The 21,040-nt window shown below is 61.1% G+C and carries 19 protein-coding genes; 12 read left to right on the top strand and 7 right to left on the bottom strand.

What is annotated here, in order from left to right:
• Positions 1-60: 60 nt before the first annotated feature.
• Positions 61-675, top strand: coding sequence for a trimeric intracellular cation channel family protein (locus tag ACTG2G_RS17135; RefSeq protein ID WP_005338456.1), 615 nt, complete (start codon positions 61-63; stop codon positions 673-675).
• 85 nt (positions 676-760) lie between these two features.
• Here the strand turns inward: ACTG2G_RS17135 and ACTG2G_RS17130 are convergent, their stop codons facing one another.
• From ACTG2G_RS17130 to ACTG2G_RS17115, 4 genes are all read right to left on the bottom strand, one after another.
• Positions 761-1,012 (bottom strand): lipoprotein, encoded by a 252-nt coding sequence (locus tag ACTG2G_RS17130; protein WP_005338457.1) that lies wholly within the window; start codon positions 1,010-1,012, stop codon positions 761-763.
• A 47-nt stretch (positions 1,013-1,059) separates the two neighbouring features.
• Positions 1,060-1,605: a DUF882 domain-containing protein gene (locus tag ACTG2G_RS17125; protein ID WP_005338458.1), complete on the bottom strand. Its 546-nt coding sequence runs from the start codon at positions 1,603-1,605 to the stop codon at positions 1,060-1,062.
• Positions 1,606-1,769: 164 nt separating this feature from the next.
• Positions 1,770-3,254, bottom strand: a complete 1,485-nt coding sequence (locus ACTG2G_RS17120) for a L,D-transpeptidase family protein (protein WP_005358830.1) — start codon at positions 3,252-3,254, stop codon at positions 1,770-1,772.
• Between the two features lie 92 nt (positions 3,255-3,346).
• Positions 3,347-4,111 carry a substrate-binding periplasmic protein gene (locus ACTG2G_RS17115; protein WP_257687145.1) on the bottom strand — a complete coding sequence of 255 codons (765 nt, stop codon included), beginning with the start codon at positions 4,109-4,111 and terminating at the stop codon, positions 3,347-3,349.
• 316 nt (positions 4,112-4,427) lie between these two features.
• Here ACTG2G_RS17115 and ACTG2G_RS17110 point away from each other — a divergent pair, with 316 nt between their 5' ends.
• The 5 genes from ACTG2G_RS17110 to ACTG2G_RS17090 all read left to right on the top strand — a co-directional run bounded on the left by ACTG2G_RS17110 (position 4,428) and on the right by ACTG2G_RS17090 (position 9,922).
• Positions 4,428-4,973 carry a hypothetical protein gene (locus tag ACTG2G_RS17110; protein WP_041202288.1) on the top strand — a complete coding sequence of 182 codons (546 nt, stop codon included), beginning with the start codon at positions 4,428-4,430 and terminating at the stop codon, positions 4,971-4,973.
• A gap of 55 nt (positions 4,974-5,028) precedes the next feature.
• Positions 5,029-6,048 (top strand): glycosyltransferase family 2 protein, encoded by a 1,020-nt coding sequence (locus ACTG2G_RS17105; RefSeq protein WP_115521339.1) that lies wholly within the window; start codon positions 5,029-5,031, stop codon positions 6,046-6,048.
• Positions 6,045-6,416 (top strand): GtrA family protein, encoded by a 372-nt coding sequence (locus ACTG2G_RS17100; protein ID WP_005338463.1) that lies wholly within the window; start codon positions 6,045-6,047, stop codon positions 6,414-6,416. Before ACTG2G_RS17105 ends, ACTG2G_RS17100 begins: the two co-directional genes overlap by 4 nt.
• A complete protein-coding gene (locus ACTG2G_RS17095) occupies positions 6,416-7,582 on the top strand; it encodes a hypothetical protein (protein ID WP_005338464.1) in 1,167 nt (388 codons plus the stop codon). The genes ACTG2G_RS17100 and ACTG2G_RS17095 overlap by 1 nt, the downstream gene beginning before the upstream one ends.
• Before the next feature lie 228 nt (positions 7,583-7,810).
• A complete protein-coding gene (locus ACTG2G_RS17090) occupies positions 7,811-9,922 on the top strand; it encodes an alpha-amylase (protein WP_439985667.1) in 2,112 nt (703 codons plus the stop codon).
• A gap of 75 nt (positions 9,923-9,997) precedes the next feature.
• Here the strand turns inward: ACTG2G_RS17090 and ACTG2G_RS17085 are convergent, their stop codons facing one another.
• Positions 9,998-10,624, bottom strand: a complete 627-nt coding sequence (locus tag ACTG2G_RS17085; protein WP_439985666.1) for a glutathione S-transferase — start codon at positions 10,622-10,624, stop codon at positions 9,998-10,000.
• Between the two features lie 171 nt (positions 10,625-10,795).
• On the opposite strand from ACTG2G_RS17085, the gene ACTG2G_RS17080 reads away from it, so the two are divergent.
• From ACTG2G_RS17080 to ACTG2G_RS17065, 4 genes are all read left to right on the top strand, one after another.
• Positions 10,796-11,440, top strand: a complete 645-nt coding sequence (locus tag ACTG2G_RS17080) for a response regulator (RefSeq protein WP_076492859.1) — start codon at positions 10,796-10,798, stop codon at positions 11,438-11,440.
• A 113-nt stretch (positions 11,441-11,553) separates the two neighbouring features.
• Positions 11,554-12,150: a TetR/AcrR family transcriptional regulator gene (locus ACTG2G_RS17075; protein WP_439985665.1), complete on the top strand. Its 597-nt coding sequence runs from the start codon at positions 11,554-11,556 to the stop codon at positions 12,148-12,150.
• Between the two features lie 82 nt (positions 12,151-12,232).
• On the top strand, positions 12,233-13,111 hold the full coding sequence (locus tag ACTG2G_RS17070) for an alpha/beta hydrolase (protein ID WP_113738955.1): 879 nt from the start codon (positions 12,233-12,235) through the stop codon (positions 13,109-13,111).
• A 112-nt stretch (positions 13,112-13,223) separates the two neighbouring features.
• Entirely contained in the window at positions 13,224-14,369 is a 1,146-nt protein-coding gene (locus ACTG2G_RS17065; protein WP_219296036.1) for a patatin-like phospholipase family protein, read from the top strand.
• Positions 14,370-14,397: 28 nt separating this feature from the next.
• Here ACTG2G_RS17065 and ACTG2G_RS17060 read toward each other — a convergent pair whose 3' ends face one another.
• A complete protein-coding gene (locus ACTG2G_RS17060) occupies positions 14,398-16,350 on the bottom strand; it encodes a monovalent cation:proton antiporter family protein (RefSeq protein ID WP_162519638.1) in 1,953 nt (650 codons plus the stop codon).
• 118 nt (positions 16,351-16,468) lie between these two features.
• On the opposite strand from ACTG2G_RS17060, the gene ACTG2G_RS17055 reads away from it, so the two are divergent.
• A complete protein-coding gene (locus ACTG2G_RS17055; RefSeq protein ID WP_064337057.1) occupies positions 16,469-17,371 on the top strand; it encodes a GGDEF domain-containing protein in 903 nt (300 codons plus the stop codon).
• Between the two features lie 89 nt (positions 17,372-17,460).
• Here ACTG2G_RS17055 and tilS read toward each other — a convergent pair whose 3' ends face one another.
• Positions 17,461-18,819, bottom strand: a complete 1,359-nt coding sequence (tilS, locus tag ACTG2G_RS17050) for a tRNA lysidine(34) synthetase TilS (protein ID WP_439985664.1) — start codon at positions 18,817-18,819, stop codon at positions 17,461-17,463.
• 180 nt (positions 18,820-18,999) lie between these two features.
• Between tilS and ACTG2G_RS17045 the strand changes: the two genes are divergently transcribed.
• Positions 19,000-21,033 (top strand): M13 family metallopeptidase, encoded by a 2,034-nt coding sequence (locus ACTG2G_RS17045; protein WP_439985663.1) that lies wholly within the window; start codon positions 19,000-19,002, stop codon positions 21,031-21,033.
• Positions 21,034-21,040: the final 7 nt, after the last annotated feature.

Here is a 21,040-nt window from a genome sequence, read left to right as displayed (position 1 = left end):
CTTGTCCCATATGACACGAGTTGGTAGGATTCTGGCCTTTCTCGTTCCCTGGGATATCTCATGTTACATGCACTCTTCTTGGTTGGCCTGGTGGCCGAAGGGATGACCGGCGCGCTGGCCGCGGGTCGGCGACGGATGGACCTGTTTGGTGTGGTGATCATCGCCTCGGCGACGGCCATCGGTGGTGGCACCATTCGTGATGTGCTGCTCGGCCACTATCCGCTGCTCTGGATTGAACATCCGGAATATGTGCTGCTGGTTGCCGCAGCTGCGATGGCGGGTGTGGTCTCCGCCCCCCTGATGCGCTATCTCGGCAAGCTGTTCATGGCCCTTGATGCCCTGGGACTGGTGGTCTTCTCCATCTTCGGTGCGGCCCGGGCGCTGGATATGGGCCACGGCGCCGGTATTGCCTGCATCATGGCGGTAGTGACCGGGGTCTTTGGCGGGGTGCTGCGGGATCTGCTCTGCCAGCGGATTCCACTGGTATTTCGTCGCGAGCTCTATGCAGCCATTTCGCTGATCACCGCAGCCCTCTACTGTCTGGCGCTGGATCAGGGCTTGCCGACCAACTGGGCCGCGTTCGGTTCCATCGGGATCGGCTTTGTGCTGCGGCTGCTGGCGGTACGGTTCAAGTGGGGTCTGCCTACTTTCAACTACCAGTACGCGACCCATTGAGTACGCCAGCTTCTGGCGAAGCAGGTTGGATTGCGAGCAACAAAAAAGCGCCCGAGTGGCGCTTTTTTCATGGACGTTCTGCGACTCAGTTAATCCCTTCCGAGCTGAAGAAGGTCGCCTTGTCGGCGATAAAGCGGATCTTGATGTTCTTCCCTTCCCCGCCCCAGAGGCAGCTGGTAGTGCCCAAGGCATCATCACAGCGCTCCGCCTTGCCCAGAATGGTGCTGGCCTCGGCGTAACTCATCCCCATCTTCAACTGGTCGTAATTTTCACGGTTGAGCTTGCTGCAACCGGTCAACAACAGGGCGATCAGGCCGCCAATCACTATCTTTTTCATCGCTATCTCCTCTCTGGTGGGAAGAGCTTGGCAGCTTGCCAACCCCTTTACCAGCTGCGCACCGGGCCGGTATCGAGGTGAACGAAGTTATCACGGGGATAGTAACCAACCCCACCCACCTTGAGCTGGAGCGCCGCCTTGCGCAGATGGGCCAGCTGTACGCCGGGGATCCGCACATCCACCGCCTGCCCCAGGGTGTGGTAGCTGTGCTTGGCCACGCCGCGGCTCTTGTGGCGCTTTTGGCGATTGGTAGCCGGGGCGCGATAGCCGGAGATCAGCTGGATTTCGCTGCGCCGGCCCAGCTTGTGCTGCAACAGGAACAGCTGATCAAACAGCTTCTTGTCGATGTTGAACACTTCATTGCGCCGGTAATCGCGGAAGATGTGGTTGAGCTCGGCCAACCCGTCGCTCAGATAGTGGCCATTTTCCCAATAGCTGGCACGCACCCGCTCGCCGGTATTGAGATTGAAGAAACTGAGTTCACGCCCGGTGGTACTGCGGCTGGCCAGTGCAGGGAAGGAGATCAGCGAGCTGCCCAGCAGGCAACCGGCTCCCAACAACAGGCGACGTCGACTTATCTCTTGTTCCAGCATAAGGGGTTCGTCCATCGCAGATTCAAGCGAAAATAGTTGAATAAAATCACTGATTGAATGTGATACAGGCGCTTGAAACTACCCTCCGGCGGGGGGACCTGTCAAACCTCAATCGCCCATAGAAAAGCCCGGCACAGGCCGGGCTTTTCACTCTGTGGCAGGGATCACAGCAGGCGGCTCTGGAAGCTGACCCGATCAAATCCGTAGATGTCGTTGCGCAGTTGCTGGCGACCATTTTCGTCGATCCAGCTGCTCCAGTAGACGGTAAAGACCGGGATAGGCGTGGTGAGCGGCAACCATTTGGTCTGGCTCTCCTTGAGGATATTGGCCACCTTGTCCGGCTGATAGCGGGAATCTGCCAGCAACAGTTCGGCCAGATCGTCCGCATGTTCCACCCGGATGCAGCCCGAACTGAAGGCGCGCGCCCCCTGCTCGAACAGCGCCTTGCGCGGGGTGGAGTGCAGATAGATGGCGTCATTGTTGGGCAGGTAGAACTTGTAGCGCCCCAGGGCATTGTGATCCCCCGGCTTTTGCCGCAGGCGATAGGGGAAACCGGCGGCCAGCGCCTGATGCCACCCCTCTTCGGTGAACTGGACCGGATTGCCCTCGCTGTCGATCACCTCGAACTGCTCGCGACTCAGGTACGCGGGATCGCGACCCAGCTTGGGCAGGATGTCCTTGCTCAGGATCGAGCGCGGCACATGCCAGGAGGGGTTGAGCACGATGGAGCGAATTTCGCTGGCCAAAATGGGAGTGGCCCGCTGCTCCTTGCCGACGATGACCCGGCTGGTAAACACCTCGTTGCCGGACTCCACCACGCTCAGACGGTAGTCGGGAATATTGACCAGCACGTAGCGACCACCAGCGAGTTGATCCACCAGATCGCGACGCCACAGGTTACGCAGCAGCAGGCTGGCGCGCACTTGAGGGCCGGTATTGAGCCAGGAGCGGGTCTGACGGCCGATGATGCCGTCCGCGGTGAGACCGTGACGACGCTGGAACTGTTTGATGGCCTGCTCGGTATCACCATCGTAAATCTGATCACCATGGCTCGGGGCGCTGTCGCCCAGCTCGTTGAGCATGGCGCGGATTTGGCCGAGCTCGGCGGAGCTCTCTCCGGCACGCAGGGTCGGCATATCGAGGGTTGGCCACTTGCTGGCCATCGGCATTGCCAGCAGTTTGTGCACCTTGGCCCGCACCGCCTCGTATTCCGCCACCTGAGGGCGCAGGGATTTCACCTGGGTGAGTAGGTCATCATCGCTGGGTTGGGTCACTACAGGGCGGTTCAAATCGAGCTTGAGGGTCTTCATCTGCTCACGAGAGACCAGATCCATCCCCCGCCAGGCGTGCTGGAAACGACTGAGCTTGGTAAAAATGTCGTCATAGATGGCACCACGCTTGTCTGCAGGTGTGGCCTGCAGGCGCTTCCACAGCGTGAAAAAATCGGGGTGCAGCTGGGCAAGCACAGCCTCTTGCAACTGCTGCTCCAGCTCGACACGGGCCTGTTCGGCCTGACTGCCCTGATACCAGTCGTGTCCGGTTTCACTGGCCGCCACCACAACTTGTGCTTCGGTCGCATGTACCGCGCCAGCGGGCAAACATCCCAGCCACACCAGATTGGCAAGGGCCAGCCAATACTTCATCCCCATGGGTACCTCAAAACGGTTTGTTCACTCTGTCAGGCCTGACAAGCAGACCCGATGCTCAGGCCGCTCATGATGCGTGAACGGCCAATACTTTGCTAGCGCCCGGGGGCATAACGCTGCCAGATAATGTCATACGCATCTGTCTCCTTGAACCGCGCCAACGCCTGATTAAATTGTTGCAAGAACTGCGGCGAAAAGCTGCGCTTGCCCAACATAAAGAAGCTCGGCGATTCAGATACCACCATGGGGTGGCTGGTGAACAGACCGCTCATCCCCTCCTTGTTAAGGGCGCTGGGGGTAGCCAGCATGTCACCGAGGAAACCGTCGATCCGCCCGCGGGCCAGCTTCTCAAAATTTTGCTGGTCGCTCACCGCACTCACCTGTTTGGCATAGCGAGCGAGCAGCGACATCACTTCATCGCCATAGAAGTACTCTTTGGTGACGCCGAGGGAGTAACCACTGGCCAGCCAGCTCGCCAGATCCTGCTCGGGATAGTGGCTGCCCTTGGGGATCCACAGCAAGGTGCGACCCGGATTGTAGGAGTCGGAAAACCAGGCATAACTGGCGCGCTCATCATTGATATTCGCCTCCATCGCCATGTCTATCTCGCCATGCTCCATCTCGTGCAGTACCCGCTTCCAGGGCAGCTCCACATAGTGGACCTTGCAGTGCATGGAAGTGAGCACAGCCGTCAGCACCTCGGCGGCATAACCGCGCACCTCTTGCGGTGAGTCGGCTTCGTAATAATGGTAGGGGGGCCAGTTATCGTAACCGACCTGAATGGGCTCGGGGCACAGGGCCCTGGCCAATGCCATTGGCGCCCATAATCCAAGCAACAGACAGCAAGAGAGCCACTTCATATGTCATCCTTGACGAATAGGTGAGTCATCATAAATCGCCCCCTGCAAAATGGCGATAGAGGCCAGATGACTATCGCATCCGCTAGAAAATGACGCAGCGAAGTACTGCTATTTGCCAAATGACCTGCCGGAGCACCATTGACAACCTGCGCCCTGCCAGACCTGTTTAACCGGGATACAGCAACGTTTGGAACAGGGGTAAAAAGGGGTTAATATGTGACCAAATTTTTTTTTGTGATCCACTATGCTTTTTTTGCAATTGGATTAGCATATGCGCGACATCGGCCTACCCATTCTGTCAGGCATAGAGAGTGATATGACGTACAAAAAGTTCGGTTTTTTGACTGCCATTCTGGCGTTAAGCGGTTTTTATCTTTACACCCTCTATCTGGCTGCTCACCCCAATGTGAGCCTGGCCTACAAACTCTATTATCTGGAAGGCAAGACCCGCTTCTGGGAACACAACTCCAGCATGACCTATCAGCCGGGTAACGAGCTCAATCTGACCAAGCCGAGCCGCTTTCTATCCAGCGAAGGCTGGGCCAAGAAGCCGAGCGACGAAGGTACCCTGCTCAGCGGTCAGGGCGGTCTCTACTTTGTGCTGCCCAAGCAGGCGGCCAATCCGGATCAGCTTACCGTACAAGCCCGCATCAATAGCCCGGAAGCCGGCGCCCTGTTGAAAGTAGCGCTGGGTCACGACTTCACCACCACTGTGAAACTGGCCAAAGCGGGCATCAACGAAATCCGCCTCAGTCTGCCCGGTGACTCGCTCACGGCAGATCCCAAGCGCCCCAATTTTCTGGCGCTCTCGGCACCTACTCCCATCAATGTGCAGTCGGTACGTTTGACCGTAGCCCAGTGATCCTTGCCCCGAATACCATTTTATAAAAACAACTATCCCAAATAAGGACGTTCTTATGTCGCATCCAGATTTTCGACTCTCTCTGGTCGTTCCCGTTTACAACGAGGAAGAGAGCATCGATGCCTTCATCAACGCGATAGACAACGAACTGGCCCCGCTGAAAGACCAGCTTGAAATTGTATTCGTCAACGATGGCAGCCGTGACCGCACCCGTGAAGTGGTCGAGCAGGCCATCGCCCGCGATCCGCGCGTAACCCTGGTCAACCTGGCACGCAACTTCGGTAAAGAAGCGGCCCTGACCGCCGGTCTGCATCAAGCCAAAGGGGATGCCATCGTACCGATGGACGTGGATCTGCAAGACCCGCCCGCCCTGATCCTGGAGTTCGTAAAACTGTGGCAGACCGGTGACTATGACACCGTCTACGGCATCCGCGTCGATCGCAGCGCCGATACCCCGATGAAGCGCGTGACTGCCGGTGGCTTCTACCGCTTCTTCAACGCCCTCTCCACCAGCACCAAGCTGCCGGAGAACGCCGGTGACTTCCGCCTGATCGACCGTCGCGTGGTCGAGGCGATCAAGCTGCTGCCCGAGCGCAACCGCTTTATGAAGGGGCTGTTTGCCTGGGCCGGTTTCCGTGCCGTTGGCGTCCCCTACGAGCGCCCGGCCCGTCACGCCGGTGAAACCAAATTCAACTACTGGAAACTGTGGAACTTCGCCCTCGACGGTCTGCTCAGCTTCTCCAGCTGGCCGCTGCGGGTCTGGAGCTATGTGGGTGTCGGCGTCTCCTTCGTCGCCTTCCTCTACATCCTCAAGATCGTGACCCAAGTGGTCTTCTTCGGCATCGACGTGCCCGGTTACGCCTCCCTGATGTCTGTAGTGCTGTTCCTCGGCGGTATCCAGCTGCTGTCGCTCGGCATCATCGGCGAGTACATCGGCCGCATGTTCGTGGAAGTGAAACAGCGCCCGGTCTACCTCATTGAAGGGGTCTATGGCCAGTATGCCAAGCAGGATGCGGCCAAACCGCAGAGCGCTGACAGCAACCCGCAAGAGCAGCAGGAGCAAGCGCCTCAATGATCTCCCGCGAGGAATTCTGGCGGCTGGTACGTTTCGGTTTTGTCGGCGGGGGGGCTACCCTCGTCGACCTTGGCACCTCCATCGCACTGTTTCATACCTGGCCCACCATCTCGGAGCACCTGGTTACCACGCTGGCTTTTGCCATCGCGTTCTGGTTCTCCTTCTTTGGTCACCGCTACATCACCTTCCAGAAGCAGGGAGCCGCCAGCAAGTTTCTGCTGGTCGCCCTCTTCTCGCTGGCGGTGCGTAACCTGATCCTGAGCGGCCTGCTGTTTGCGGGGCTCTCCGGTCTGCTGCCGGTGGTCATCGCCACCCTGACCGTTACCGTCCTCACTTACGTTCTCTCTCGCGTCTGGGTTTTTGCCTGATGAATGATATGACCAATACTGCCCCGCTAACCGGGGCTGCACTCCCCTATCGCCCGTCACTGCGCATCAGCGGCCGTGACTGGCTGATGATCATCGCTGCCTTCATGCTGAGCCGGGTGGCGCTGTATGGCATGGGCTACTTCGGTGTCCAGCTCTATGGTTCCCCCGACATCGGCCCGCTGCAGGCATATTGTCAGTTCGACTGCGTCTGGTTCCAGCGCATCATCGAGAACGGCTACGATCTCTACCCGCGTTGGCTGAGCAAGGGCAATGCGGCCAACTGGGCCTTTATGCCGCTCTATCCGATGGTCTCCGGTGCCATCTCCAACCTGTTCAATGTCGAGAGCCTGATCGGCCTCATCATTGTTACCAATATCTCCTTCTTCGCCAGCCTGCCGCTGATGCTGCTGGTGTTGCGGCAGCTCAAGCTGGGTGACGATACCGCCCGCTTCGGCGTCTGGCTGCTCGCCTTCTCCCCCTTCTCCGCCTACTTCGTCTCCGGTTATACCGAGTCGACCTTTATGGCGCTGATGCTGGGGATGTTCCTGTTCGCCTATCGGGAGCAGTGGCTGATGGTGGCCGTGCTGGGGGTCTGTATCTCCGCCACCCGCAACCTGGGGGTGATGATGGTCTTCCCGGTGCTGATCCTGGCGCTGCAGGCCTACGGCTGGCGGGAATTTTTCCGCTTTACCGAGCGAGCCTTCAAGGTGGTCTTCACCCTCTGGATGATCCCGTTTGGCCTGTTTGCCTACATGGTCTACCTCTATCACCTGACCGGCGATGCCTTCGCCTTCAAGCACATTCAGGTGGCCTGGGGTCGCTACATGGACAGCCCGCTGGACTGGTGGCTGAGCGGTTTCGAGCTGGGCGGCCGCAAGGCTTACCTCTCCATCATGGTGATCTTCGGCTGGTGCCTGAACGGTTACCTGTTCAGCCAGAAACGCTGGGCGGAAGCGACCCTGATGTTCATCTGCTGCACCATCCCGCTGATGACCGGCCTCAACGCCATGCCACGCTACATGTTCGGGCTCTACCCGACCCTGCTGGCCATCATTCTGCTGACCCATCGCTGGCCAGCCATCCGCCCTGCTGTGCTCTGCATCAGCGGCATGGTTGCCTCCTTCATCGCGGTGGCCTTCGTCAACTTCAAGTTCTTCACCGTCTGATGTGACGACGATGCCTGACACACCAAATGCCGGTCACCTGACCGGCATTTTTTATGGCCGCTATTTTTATCGACAGAGCGTCCCATCTCCTCTCCGTCACACTTTCCTCGGCTTGAAAACGTAACCATTTGAACTGAAGTCACAAATCGGCATTTTGCCGATCCAAGGCGCGCTTTGCTGCTCCTAGAATGGTCCCTTGTCCGAACTGCCCTGCTCAAGGAATGGCTTATGCGTCGTGCTCATCACTTATCCCCTCTCTGGCTCGCCCTGCTGGCCGCCCCTCTGTTCACCCCACAGGCGATGGCCGCCCCCGAGGTTCACCTCTATGTGGATGGTCAACCGGTCGCGACCCCGATCGCGCTGGATAAGGGCATGGTGGAGCTGACCCACACGCTCGCTAAGGGGAGCCACCAGATCCGCATCAGCGACGCAGACAACAGTTGCGGTACCAGCTTTGGCCCGAGCGAGAGCAAGCCGCTCCCCTTCGGCACCGCCCAGCCCATGGACAAATGCAGCAAGGATCAGAGCTTTACCCTTCGGGTGATGCTGGCCGGGGAGTATCAGTTCACCTTCAACCCGGATACCCCCAGCCTCAAGGTGCTGCGGGCGACCAAGAAGAGCGAGTTCAAGCGCCAGCCACCAGAAGAGCCCTGCATCAGCTGGGATGGCGGCCCGGTCACTGTGTCGCTCAAAGGGGTCTGGCCCGAGGGTACCCGACTGAGGGATGCCTACTCGAAACAGGAGGCGGTGGTCAAACAGGGCAAGCTGACCCTGACCCCGAGCAAAGAGAGCGGTGGCCTGCTGCTGCTCGAACCGGTCAAGGCGGCCAAGCCAGCACCGTTCAGCTGGGATCAGGCGAGCGTCTATTTCCTGCTGACCGATCGCTTCCACAACGGCGACCCCGCCAACGACCACAGCTTCGGCCGCCAGAAGGATGGTCAGGATGAGGTAGCCACCTGGCACGGCGGTGACTTCAAGGGGCTGACCGAGAAGCTCGACTACATCAAGAGCCTCGGCATGAACGCCATCTGGATCACCCCCATGGTGGAGCAGGTGCACGGCTTTATCGGCGGTGGCGAGCAGGGCAACTTCCCCTTCTACGCCTACCACGGCTACTGGGCGCTCGACTTCACCAAGATTGACCCCAACTACGGCAATGAAGAGAGCCTGAAAACCCTGGTGGACGAGGCCCACAAGCGCGGCATGCGGATCATCCTCGACGTGGTGATGAACCACGCCGGTTACGCTACCCTCGCCGACTTGCAAGATCTGGGGCTCACCGAGCTAACTCAGAACAGCAGCAAACTGCCGACCGTCTGGAACCAGTGGCGCCCGAGCGGCGGTCTCAACTGGCATGGCTACAACCAGTTCATCGACTATCAATCACCCGCGTGGAACAAGTGGTGGAGTGGTGACTGGGTGCGCGCCGGTCTGCCCGGCTACCCGCAGCCCGGCACCGACGATGTCACCGGCTCGGTGGCGGGGCTGCCGGACTTTCTGACCGAATCGGCCAAACCGGTAGGGCTGCCGCCATTGCTGGCCGCGAAAAAAGACACCCTCGCCAAGGCGCTGCCCGACACTACCGTGAGTGACTATCTCATCGCCTGGCACACCGACTGGGTGCGCCGCTTTGGCATCGACGGCTTCCGCGCCGACACCGTCAAGCATCTGGAGCCCGAAGTGTGGGCCAAGCTCAAGCAGGCGGGCACCGCTGCGCTCAAGGAGTGGAAGACTGCGAACCCGGGCAAGGCCCTCGACGATCTGCCCTTCTACATGGTGGGCGAGGTATGGGATCACGGGGTCGCCAAGGATTTCTGGTATCAGAACGGTTTCGATTCCCTGATCAACTTCGACTATCAGCGCGAGTTCGCACTGTCACAGGCTCAGTGCATGGCCAGCGCCGAGCCCACCTATGCCAGCTACGCCAGCCGCATCAATCAGGATCCCGAGTTCAACGTGTTGAGCTACATCAGCTCCCACGACACCAAGCTGTTCTTTGGCGACTATCAGGATGTGCCGCTACAGCGCCGGGTCGCCAGCAGCTTTATGCTGCTGCCGGGCGGCATCCAGCTCTACTACGGCGACGAGTCCGGCCGCGGGCTTGCCAAGGATGGCGGGGTGTTCGATCAGGCGTTGCGCTCGGACATGAACTGGCAGGAGCTGGCCAGCGGAGACAAGGCTGAGTTGGTCAAGCACTGGCAGCAACTGGGCCAGTTCCGCGCCGCCCATCCGGCCATTGCGGCAGGCAGTCACCAGAAACTCTCGGATGCCCCCTACGCCTTCGTGCGGGAGAAGGGGGATGACAAGGTGGTGGTGGTCTTTGCCGGTCAGCAGAAGTAACTCTTGAGCCACATTCACCAGCAACAGAGAGGGGAGCCACTGGCTCCCCTCTCTCGTTTATCTATCTGCCAAGGCTCACTGTGACTGGCGCGCCGCCACCGGCCACTGCAACCGCGCCTTGAGCAGAGTCTCCTGCCACAGGGGCCAAGAGAGCAGCGCCTGCTGATAGGCTCCCGCCTGACCGGGCAACTGGATGCCATAGCTGGCCAGCCGATAGGCCATCACCGCATAGAAGGCGTCGACAATGCCCGCCTCGCCAAAGTAGAAGGGGCCCCGCGTCTGCGACCAGATCTCCTGCAAACGGGCCAGCTCACCGACCGCCTCCACCGGGGGATCGATACGGGTTGGTGCCCCAAGAAAGAAGGGGAGCAGAGAACGGATCTGCCGAAATCCTGCATGCAACTCGGCGCAGAGGCTGCGAGCCTGTGCCCGCTCGGCCAGCGAAACAGGATAGAGCTGACGGTCGGGACAGAGCTCGTGAACATATTCGGCGATGGCCAGCGAGTCGTGAACCCGCACGCCATCGTGTTCGAGCCAGGGCACCAGACCGGCCGGTGCCAGCCGCTTGAGCCGCGCCAGCGACTTGGCATCCTCCAGATCGAACACCTGCTCCTGCCACGTCAGCCCGCTCATGGCGAGCACCAGTGCCGCCCGTATCGCCCAGGTGGAGCCGGTGCCCACCGCCAATACCAAGGATCCCATCTGTTGCCTCCTGCATGAGTTGCCTGCGACCGGCCTGTCTGCCCTTGATGGCAAAACATCCGATGGTCGCTTCACATTTGCGCACCGGCGGGTTTGACCCTCTTGGTGAGCGATGCTAGTTTGATTTTTCAAAACAATCAGTTAGCAACAATGTGAGCCATTAACCGAAATATGGACAGCCAATTTACCATCGTCATCGCAGATGACCACCCCCTGTTTCGGGGCGCCCTTTACCAAGCGGTGCACATGGCCATCAACGACGCTCAATTGCTGGAAGCGGACTCCATCGACAGCCTGACCAACCTGCTCGGCGAGCACCCCGAAGTTGACCTGTTGCTGCTCGATCTCAAGATGCCGGGGGCCAATGGCTTCGAGGGGCTGGCCCACCTGCGCGGCCAGTATCCCGACCTGCCCATCGTGGTGGTCTCCGCCTCGGAAGATGCGGCCATCATCCAGCAGGTGTTGCGGCTCGGAGCGCTCGGCTTCATCCCCAAATCAGTGCCGATGAAGGAGCTGGTCAATGCCCTCAATACGGTGATCGGGGGGGATAACTGGGTGCCGGAAGGCATCTCGCTCCATCCTGAATCGGAAGACGGCCCCGATTTCGCCAGCAAGCTGGCCAGCCTCACCCCCCAGCAATACAAGGTGCTGATCATGCTGCGCGATGGCAGCCTCAACAAACAGATCGCCTGGGAGCTCAATGTCTCCGAGGCCACCATCAAGGCCCATATCACCGCCATCTTCAGAAAATTGGGTGTCAAAAACCGCACTCAGGCGGTTATCGCCCTGCAACAGCTCGATATCAAGGAGAGCTGAAACCCGCACGCAGTGACACGCGCGAGACGACATAGCCAGCCATGCTGGCTATCTGTTGCTCGACAATTAGCACGATCGTACTTTATGCTGCCAGCGCCAACGAGGAGAGAGTGATGAGCAAAGGTCGCCTGACCCGTGAAAACATTTTGCAGACAGCCTTTGAGCAAGCGAGCCAGCAAGGGCTGGAGAGCCTGACCATCGGCTCGCTGGCCAGCGCCTGCGAGATGTCGAAAAGCGGCCTGTTTGCCCACTTTCAATCCCGCGACAATCTGCAGATCGCCGTGCTGGAGTACGCCGCCGAGGTGTTCCGGCTGCGGGTGATCCAGCCAGTACGCCAGCAGGAGTACCAGAGCCAGCACGACAAGCTGATCGCCCTGCTGCGTGCCTGGCAGGCTTGGAACCACTGCTTTGCCGGACGCTGCATGTTCCTCGACGCTTGGACCTCGGTGCAGGATGGCCATGAGCAAATAAGCCAGGTGCAGCAAGCCGCCCGGCAACTGGTGCGCTTCTGGCTCGACTATCTGGCCCGTCAGGTGGTGCAGGGTCAGGCCGCAGGCGAGTGGCGACAGGAGATGGATCCCTGGCGCGCCGTTTATCGCCTCTATGGCCTCTATCTGGCGGATCAGGTGTTCAACGATCTCGAACTGTGTCAGGATCCGGCCCACCACTTCTGGCCCGAGGTGGATGCTCTGCTCGCCAGCTGGCGCTGATGTTTTGGCATCCGTTCAACACTAATTTTTAAAAACCAACAAAAAAGCACGACCGTTCGCACATAAAAACCACAGGATGACCATGAGCAGCAAGATCTACTTCAACACCCGCCGCTTCAGCCCGAGCAAATGGCTGCTGGGGATAGGCACCCGGTTGCACCACAGACTCGCCCCCACCCATGCCAAGCGCACCGCCAGCAAGTTGCTGCTCACCCCCCAGCGCAACCAGCGCGGTGGCCACGAACCAGCCGGTCTGGTGAAGCAGGCCGTCCATACCAGCGAAGGGGTATTGATGAGCTATCGGCTCGGTCAGGGGCCGCTGTGGCTGCTGATGCACGGCTGGTCCGGCAGCGCCAGCCAGTTCTATCCGCTGATGAGCCATATCGCCGCGCAGGGTTTCACCGCCATTGCCTACGATCATCCGGCCCACGGCCAGAGCGCAGGCAACACTGGCCACCTGCCCCGCTTCGTACGCGCCTTCGACGAGCTGGCGACCAAGCTGGCCAGCGAAGCAGGCCCGCTGCACGGGGTCATCGCCCACAGCATGGGAGGCGCCGTCACTCTCTCCAGCCGTCAGCCGGGTATCGATACCCTGCCGCTGCTGTTGATTTCACCGGTGCTCGACTATGTGCCCCAGCTCTACGGCATGGTGGCACGCTCCGGCTACTCCATCCGGTTGTTCGATGCGGTGGTCAAGGAGATTGAGCAAGAGTACCAGCACCCCTTGAGCACGGTCGATCCGCTGGGGCGGCTCGCCAGTCGCAGCGGCGCGGCGATGATCGTGCACGACGAGGAGGACAGATTTGCCCCGCACGGCGATTCCTTGCGGGCCAGTCAGGATGGTCATACCCGGCTGGTGAGCACCCGGGGACTGGGCCACGGTCGCATCCTCGCCAGCGCCCCGGTATTCGCCGCCTTCGATCAGCTGGCGCGACCGGAAAATCCTCACCGCGCCCTTTGACATGGGGCCATGAAAAAAACGGGCAAGCGCCCGTTTTTATATTTGATACAGCGCCTTATAGTTAATTTGTCAGTGGGAACATTCTTGTCAGAACACGATAAGGCGCCAGCATATGGCCAGACCCAATACAGCATTGTTGCTCACCGGTGGCGGTGCTCGCGCCGCCTATCAGGTCGGAGCCCTCAAAGCGATTGCGGAGCTCTACCCGCGCAATCTCGGCATCCCTTTTCCCATCCTGTGTGGCACCTCGGCGGGGGCTATCAATGTCACCGCGCTCGCCTGCTACGCCTCCTGCTTCCATCTGGGGGTGCGCAAGCTGGAGTGGGTCTGGCGCCGTTTCGAGACTCACCACATCTTCGATTTTCACCCCGGCCGACTGCTGTGGCGGCTGATGTACGAGGGGTCGGCAGGGCTGATCAATCCCCACACCAACCACGCCTTTCACCTCTTTGACAACGCGCCGCTGCACCGCCTGCTGGATCAGCTCATCGACTATCACCGCATCGATGACAACATCCTCTACGGCAGTCTGGAGGCGCTGGCCATCACGGCGTCGGATTACGACGACGGTCTCTCCACCACCTTCTTTCAGGGGCGGGCCGACCACCATCCTTGGGAGCGGGCCAGACGGCGCGGGGTGCGCACCGTGCTTACATCTGAGCATCTGCTCGCCTCCTCGGCTCTCCCCTTCGTCTTTCCAGCCACCCGGATCGGCGAGAAGTTCTACGGCGACGGTTCCATCCACCAGCTGAGCCCGCTCAGCCCCGCCATCCATCTGGGTGCGGAGCGGATCCTGCTGATCACCCTGGATCCGCCGGCACACTCGGCGCCGACCCATCACCACGGCCATCTCACCAGCTCCAATATCGCCAGCCATCTGCTCGATACGGTCTTTACCGACACCCTCAACTCCGATCTGGAGCGGCTGTGGCGCATCAACCAGACTCTGGATCTTATCCCTGAGCGGGAGCGCAATCGCCTCAATCTGAAGCGGGTGGAGACCTGTGTGCTGAAACCGAGTCAGGATCTCGACACCATCGCACTGGCCTACCTGCGCAAACTGCCGCTAAAGTTGCGCCGCCTGTTGCGGGTGCTGGGCGTGAAGGGGGATGAGACCAGCAGTCTGGCCAGCTTTTTGATGTTCTATCCGGGTTATTGCCAGCAGCTGATCAAGCTGGGCTATCAGGACACCCTGAGGGAGCGGGAGCGGGTCGTCGCCTTCCTCGATATCGAAGGGCTACCAAAAGAGCGGGAGTAAAGGACGCGGCCGATGAGTGCGAGGGGGCTCAGCGCCCCTCCAGCAAACGCTGCTCCGCCTGCTCCATCGCCACCACGGTGCCAAACAGGATCAGTCGATCGCCAGCCGCCAGCACCAGCTCGGGTCTGGGTTCCAGACTCTGATCCCCGCGCTGCACCTCCTTGATCCGCACCTCATCGAGCGGCAGCTCGCGCACTTCACGGCCTACCGCCCACGCCTGATCGTGCAGCAACAGCGGATGGAGGCGTTCGAGCAGCTGATCCGCTTCCAGATTGCTGGCGCTTTGATCCCCCCAGTAGAAGCCGTGCAGAAAGCGATATTGACTGCTGCGCTCCAGCTCCATCCGGCGGATCACCCGACCGATGGGGATATCGCAATTGAGCAGCAGGTGGGAGACCAGCATCAGGGCCCCCTCCTGGGATTCGGGGATCACCTCAAACGCCCCCGCCTGCTTGTACTGCTCCAGAAAACTGTCATCCCGGGTACGCACCAGCACCTTGAGATCCCCCGCCAATTCGCGGATCAGTGCCAGCATCGCCTCCACCCGCTTGCGATCATCGAAGGTGATGATCACCAGCCGCGCCCGCAGCAGCCCGGCGGCCAGCAGAATATCGCGGCGGCTGGCATCGCCGAAGGCCACCTGCTCCCCCGCCAGCTTGGCCTCGCTCACCCGCTCCGGGTCAAGATCGAGGGCCAGAAAGGGGATCTCCTCGAGCTTGAGAAAGCGGGCACAGGTCTGCCCCGCCCGGCCAAAGCCGGCGATGATGACGTGCTGGTTTTTGCTCAGGCCCGACTGTGCCACCTCGGAGCGGGTCAGCAACGCAGGATCGGTAAGGCTGCGAGCCAGCGAATGGGCCTGGGTCACCAGCCAGGGAGTCATGGCGATGGAGATGATGCCGATGCCGATCAGCAGGGAGACCAGTTGCTGATCCAGCAAGCCGTGGTGCAGCGCCAGTGCCAGCAGCACGAAGCCGAACTCCCCCACCTGACTGAGCATGATACCGGCGGCCATGCTGTCGCGCTTGCGCTCCCCCATCAGCCGCCCGGCCAGCAGTACCAGCAGGGATTTGCACAGCACCAGCAGCACCACGCAGATCAGCACCTGCCACCAAGCCCGCGCCACCAGCTCCCACTCCATGGCCATACCGATGGTGATAAAGAAGAGACCCATCAGCACATCGCGAAAGGGCTTGATGTCCACCTCCAGCTGATGACGGTAGTGGGACTCCCCCAGCATCATCCCCGCCAGAAACGCTCCCAACGCCATCGACAGTCCCAGTGAATGGGTCATGTAGGCAGCCAGCAGCGCCACCAGCAGGGCACTCAGCACAAAAAGCTCGTCGGAGCGGGCTCGCGCCACCTCGTGAAACAGCAGCGGCAGCAACCACTTGCCCACCGCCAGCAGAGTGAAGAGGGCAAACAGCCCCTTGAGGGTGGCCCAGGCGATCTCGGCGGCCAGGGCGCTCCCTTGTACTTCCGGCTGGGCGAGGATGGGGATCATCACCAGCAGGGGCACCACCGCCAGATCCTGAAACAGCAGCACGCTCACCCCCAGCTGGGCGCGGCGGGTATGGAGCTGCTTCTGCTCGCCGAGCTGCTTGATCACCACAGCCGTGGAGGAGAGTGCCAACGTTCCCGCCACCACCAGCGACTGGGCCAGACCCAGCCCCCACCACCAGCCGATGGCGAAGAAGAGCAGTGACGTGAGCAGCACCTGCAACATCCCCACCCCCAGCACCAACCGGCGCATCGCCAGCAATTTCGGCAGGGAGAACTCCAGCCCCAGCGAGAACATCAGAAAGACGATCCCCAGCTCGGCAATGGTCTGCATGATCGACTGACCGGTGATCACCGCCAGCCCGTGGGGGCCGAGCAAGACGCCGGCAATCAGGTAGGCAAGGATCACCGGCAAGCCGAGGCGCCGGAAAGTTGCCACCAGCAGAACGGCGGCGAACAGCAGGATCAACAGGTCGGTGTACAAATTTTCCTCTCCTTTTATCGACTTAAGCTTAGTCAGCCGATCTGGCGGGCAGGAAAGATATATTGGGCATGCCAATTGCAGGGAGGAGACAGTAGTCAGGTGTTACAGGTGGAAGACCATGGAAAATACGTCGTCACTTAATGGCTTTAGCCATGGCATCGAGCAGTGGGTTCGCCAGATGGAGCGGCTCACGCCGTTGCCCAGCGTTGAACGCAACCAGTTGCTCGAGCAGTTGTTGGGGCAGAGCGATCTCGGCGGTCTGCTGACAACTTTTGCCGATCGTGCGGCAAGAATTGTCAGGATCCACAGTCTCTACCTCGATTGTGGCCAGCCCCATGTGCTGATCCAGCACCCGCCGCTGGCCACCCTCAACCTGCACAACTATCCGTTCGAGCTGCGCGGTCAGCATGGCCAGCTGCTCGGCCAGCTTCACTACGAGCTGGAACATCCGCTGAGCGGCAGCCAGCAACGGGTACTGATGCAATACCATCAGCTGCTCTGCCTGCTGCTGCCCCTCTATCTGCGGCTGGAAAAACTGGATCAGCTGGTCCGGCTCGATCACCTGACCGGCCTTGGCAACCGCTCCTACTTTGACGAAGCCATCGGTCGCGCCATCGAGCAGCACAGCCGAGAGCCCCACGGTCTGGTGCTGGTGCTGCTGGATCTCGATCGCTTCAAGCAGATCAATGATACCTGGGGCCATCCGGTGGGGGATCTGGTGCTGAGCCGCTTCGCCCAGCTGCTCAAGGGGTGCATCCGCAGTACGGATCAAGCCTTCCGGCTCGGGGGAGATGAATTTGCCCTGCTGCTGCAACCGGCCGAACCCGAGGCGTGGCGCCCGGTCTGGCTGCGACTGCAGCACATGCTGATGACCAACAAGGAGCTCAGCACCTTCTCGGTCGGATGCAGCCTTGGCGCCGCCAGCTGGCAATCCGGGGTCGATGTGCCGAGCCTCTACGAGGCGGCCGACAGTCACCTCTACGCCCGCAAAAAAGCCGGCAAGGCCAGCCCTAACGAATAATCCCGAACTCTTCTTTGCTCCGGCACATGCGCGCCATGTGACCGGAGCTTCTTTTTTTGGGGCTAATCCTCCCTCACACCGAGATCACCTCATGCAAGATCCTGCTCGGGCAGGATGGGGGCGGCACCGTTTCCCTGCCAGTGGCAAACCAGCCCGGCACTCTGTGCCATAAAACCGTCGCAGACAAAGAGCCCCACCACCGCCGCCACCTGCTCGCCATAGTAGAGGATGGGAATGCGTCCCCGTTGCCACGAGGGAACACCATACTCTTGCAGCAGCTTCTTCATCCGCCGACTACCGCTTCGCCCCACCGGTTTGAGGGGGATCCCGGGCGCTACCTGAAAACGCACCGAGAGCGGCTCGTCCGCTCGGGGGGAACGCAGCCGATCCTCGCCGTGCTCCGCCATGCGCACCACCAGCTCACCCAAACCATCCGGCAGGGTCAGCGGCTCGCCCACAATCATCGGCAACACCTGATGACAAGGTTGCAAGTCAGGGCTCACCAGATAGAGCCGCTCCTGAAAACGGCGGCAGCTCTGGCGCCCCCAGTTGAGCTGGGGATTGGCATCGCCGCGCGCCAACGCGACCTCCTGCCACAACCGGGCAAGCTGCTCGCGGGATGGCATCTCGCCCCCCTGACGGCGGATCCAGTAGCGCAGCAGGTTGTTGCGCCGGGTGGGAGAGAGGGCGTGCAGCGGGCCGATATGGAGCGCCTCCCCCTCGCCCGCCAGCTGCCAGTCACTCTCGGCCAACTCATCCAGCAGCGCCTCCTGCTCGGCGCACAGGGCCATGCTGCGCGCCGCGGTCTGGGCCATGGCGGGCCAGCGCGCCTTGAGCTGGGGGATAAGCGTCTGGCGCAAAAAGTTGCGGTCATAGCTCACGTCCTGATTGCTCTCATCTTCCACCCAGCCAAAGGGGAGGCTCGCCGCCGCCTCGGCCAGCTCGGCACGACTCATATCGAGCAGCGGGCGCAGCAGCAGGCCGCCGGCAAAGGGCTGGCTTGGCAGGATCCCCGCCAGCCCGCGCAGACCGGCGCCGCGCTTGAGGGCCAGCAGCAGGGTCTCCAGCTGATCGTCCTGATGGTGAGCGGTGAGCAGCCACTCCCCCTCCCGCATCCGGGCGGTCAACCGCTGGTAACGGGCGGTGCGAGCCTGCGCCTCCAGACTCTCGCCATTGCCGCGGGCCAGAGTCACTCGCTCGACCAGCAGCTCCACCGCCAATTGCTGACACACGGCTTCACAATGAGCGACCCACTCATCGGCATGGGGGCTGAGGCCGTGGTGCACGTGCAGGGCGCGAAGTGGCAGGCTGTGCTCGCGGGCATACTGCGCCGCCAGTACCAGCAGCAGGGTGGAGTCGAGGCCGCCACTGAAGGCCACCAGCAGACCGGTGGAACCTTCCGGCGCTGGCATAGTCAGACAAAAGCGAGAATAAAGATGAGAAATCATAGGCTTCCCCAAAACGGACCGGCCGATCTTAGCAGAGTCGGGCTTATCAAGCTGCAACCCTGCTGCTAGAGTGAGGCTCGCCCGCCCTCTCCACCGGGCTGGCTGCAAGGCGGTCGCACAACCGGTTGGAGCAAGGAAGATGGGCAGGGAAGCAAACAACCCGAATTGGAATCAAACAAGATGAACAATAAGAAAAGCTTACTGGCCGGCCTGATTGGACTGGCACTGCTGGCTGGCTGCAGTCAGGCACCGCAAGACTCCCCCAAACACTCCGGGCTGGCGCTGGCCAATATGGACACCCAGGTCAAACCCGGCGATGACTTCTTCCGCTACGTCAACGGCAAGTGGCTCGCCACCGCCAAGATCCCCGACGATCGACCCGCCGATGGCGCCTTCTACATGCTGCGGGACAAATCTCTCGCCGATGTACGGGTGCTGGTCGAGGGGCTGGCCAAGCAGGAGGCCGCCACCGGCACGCCGACCCAGCAGATCCGCGATCTCTACGCCAGCTATCTGGATCAGGCAAGCCGTGACGCCAAGGGGCTCACCCCGCTGGTACCGGCGCTGGCCGACATCGACCGGATCGGTGATCAGGCCGCACTGGCCCGTGCCTTTGCCCAGTCGGGCCGCATGGGCGGCGGCGCGCCGTTCGGCATCTGGATCGACGCCGATGCCAAGTCCCCCGACCGCTATGCGGTCTACCTCTATCAAGGTGGACTGGGGCTGCCGGATCGGGACTACTACCTCAAGCAGGATCCCGAGAGTCAGGCCCTGCGCCAGAAGTACCAGCAGCATATCGCCGCCATGCTGAGCCGCCTCGGGGAATCTGACCCGAGTGGCAAGGCCAAGCGGATTCTGGCCCTCGAAACCCGGCTCGCCACCATCCAGTGGGACAACGTCGCCCTGCGGGATCGGGAGAAGAACTACAACAAGCGCCCCGCCAGCGAACTGGCACGGCTCGCCCCCCATCTCGACTGGCAGGCCTATCTGAACGCCGCGGGCATTGCTGGCCAGCCGGAGCTCATCATCGGTCAGCCGACCTATCTGAGCGCGCTGGATCAGGTGATGGCCCAGACCCCCATCGCCGACTGGCAGGCCTACCTCAAGTGGCAACTGCTGACCGACTACGCCCCCTATCTCGACAGCGAGACCGACCGCGCCAACTTCGCCTTCTACGGCACCACATTGAGCGGCACGCCCAAGCAGCGCGCCAGCTGGGAGCGGGCGCTCGGGGTGCTGAACGATCATCTGGGTGAAGCGGTCGGCCAGCTCTATGTGGCCCGCTACTTCCCGCCAGCAGCCAAGGAGCGGATGGAACAGCTGGTGGAGAACCTGCGCACCGCCTACGGCCAAAGCATCAAGGAACTCGACTGGATGTCGCCCGAGACCAAGGCACAGGCACTCGAGAAGCTGGCCAAGTTCCGCCCCAAGATCGGCTACCCCGACAAGTGGAAGGATTACAGCGCCATCGCCATCAAACCGGATGATCTGGTGGGCAACCTGCAACGCTCGCAAGCCTTTGAATACGCAGACAGTCTGGCGCGCCTCGGCAAGCCGGTCGACCGGGACGAATGGCACATGTCGCCGCAAACGGTGAACGCCTACTACAACCCGAGCAACAACGAGATCGTCTTCCCGGCGGCCATCTTGCAGCCCCCCTTCTTCGACATGACGGCGGATGATGCGGTCAACTACGGCGCCATCGGCGGGGTCATTGGTCACGAGATGGGCCACGGTTTTGATGATCAGGGGGCCAAATCCGACGGCGACGGCATGATGCGCGACTGGTGGACACCGCAAGATCTCAAGGAGTTCCGCTTCCGCACCAGCCGTCTGGTGGCCCAGTACAACCGCTTCGAGCCCATCAACGGCCAGTTCGTCAACGGCCAGTTTACCCTGGGGGAGAACATCGGCGATCTGGGCGGCCTCACCATCGCCCACAAGGCCTACGAGCTGTCGCTGGATGGCAAGGAGGCGCCGGTGCTGGATGGCTTCACCGGCGAACAGCGCTTCTTCCTCGGCTGGGCGCAGGTGTGGAAGGGGATGTATCGCCCCGAGCTGATGCAGATGCTGCTGCGCTCCGACCCCCACTCGCCCCCCGAGTACCGGGTCAACGGCGTGGTGCCGAACATTCCCGCCTTCTACGAGGCATTCAACATCCAGCCGGGGGACAAGCTCTATCTGCCGCCCCAGAAGCGGGTGAAGATCTGGTAACAGCATC

This window comes from Aeromonas sp. 55A (genome assembly GCF_051919665.1).
GTDB lineage: Bacteria > Pseudomonadota > Gammaproteobacteria > Enterobacterales > Aeromonadaceae > Aeromonas > Aeromonas veronii.
The sequence above is the reverse complement of the archived record's forward strand: the minus strand, read 5'-3'. Positions and strand labels throughout refer to the sequence as shown.

Bases quoted from the DNA above. Each gene is read 5' to 3' on its own strand.
- ACTG2G_RS17135 (WP_005338456.1), top strand. From the start codon at position 61: ATGTTACATGCACTCTTCTTGGTTGGCCTGGTGGCCGAAGGGATGACC.
- ACTG2G_RS17130 (WP_005338457.1), bottom strand. From the start codon at position 1,012: ATGAAAAAGATAGTGATTGGCGGCCTGATCGCCCTGTTGTTGACCGGT.
- ACTG2G_RS17125 (WP_005338458.1), bottom strand. From the start codon at position 1,605: ATGCTGGAACAAGAGATAAGTCGACGTCGCCTGTTGTTGGGAGCCGGT.
- ACTG2G_RS17120 (WP_005358830.1), bottom strand. From the start codon at position 3,254: ATGGGGATGAAGTATTGGCTGGCCCTTGCCAATCTGGTGTGGCTGGGA.
- ACTG2G_RS17115 (WP_257687145.1), bottom strand. From the start codon at position 4,111: ATGAAGTGGCTCTCTTGCTGTCTGTTGCTTGGATTATGGGCGCCAATG.
- ACTG2G_RS17110 (WP_041202288.1), top strand. From the start codon at position 4,428: ATGACGTACAAAAAGTTCGGTTTTTTGACTGCCATTCTGGCGTTAAGC.
- ACTG2G_RS17105 (WP_115521339.1), top strand. From the start codon at position 5,029: ATGTCGCATCCAGATTTTCGACTCTCTCTGGTCGTTCCCGTTTACAAC.
- ACTG2G_RS17100 (WP_005338463.1), top strand. From the start codon at position 6,045: ATGATCTCCCGCGAGGAATTCTGGCGGCTGGTACGTTTCGGTTTTGTC.
- ACTG2G_RS17095 (WP_005338464.1), top strand. From the start codon at position 6,416: ATGAATGATATGACCAATACTGCCCCGCTAACCGGGGCTGCACTCCCC.
- ACTG2G_RS17090 (WP_439985667.1), top strand. From the start codon at position 7,811: ATGCGTCGTGCTCATCACTTATCCCCTCTCTGGCTCGCCCTGCTGGCC.
- ACTG2G_RS17085 (WP_439985666.1), bottom strand. From the start codon at position 10,624: ATGGGATCCTTGGTATTGGCGGTGGGCACCGGCTCCACCTGGGCGATA.
- ACTG2G_RS17080 (WP_076492859.1), top strand. From the start codon at position 10,796: ATGGACAGCCAATTTACCATCGTCATCGCAGATGACCACCCCCTGTTT.
- ACTG2G_RS17075 (WP_439985665.1), top strand. From the start codon at position 11,554: ATGAGCAAAGGTCGCCTGACCCGTGAAAACATTTTGCAGACAGCCTTT.
- ACTG2G_RS17070 (WP_113738955.1), top strand. From the start codon at position 12,233: ATGAGCAGCAAGATCTACTTCAACACCCGCCGCTTCAGCCCGAGCAAA.
- ACTG2G_RS17065 (WP_219296036.1), top strand. From the start codon at position 13,224: ATGGCCAGACCCAATACAGCATTGTTGCTCACCGGTGGCGGTGCTCGC.
- ACTG2G_RS17055 (WP_064337057.1), top strand. From the start codon at position 16,469: ATGGAAAATACGTCGTCACTTAATGGCTTTAGCCATGGCATCGAGCAG.
- tilS (WP_439985664.1), bottom strand. From the start codon at position 18,819: ATGATTTCTCATCTTTATTCTCGCTTTTGTCTGACTATGCCAGCGCCG.
- ACTG2G_RS17045 (WP_439985663.1), top strand. From the start codon at position 19,000: ATGAACAATAAGAAAAGCTTACTGGCCGGCCTGATTGGACTGGCACTG.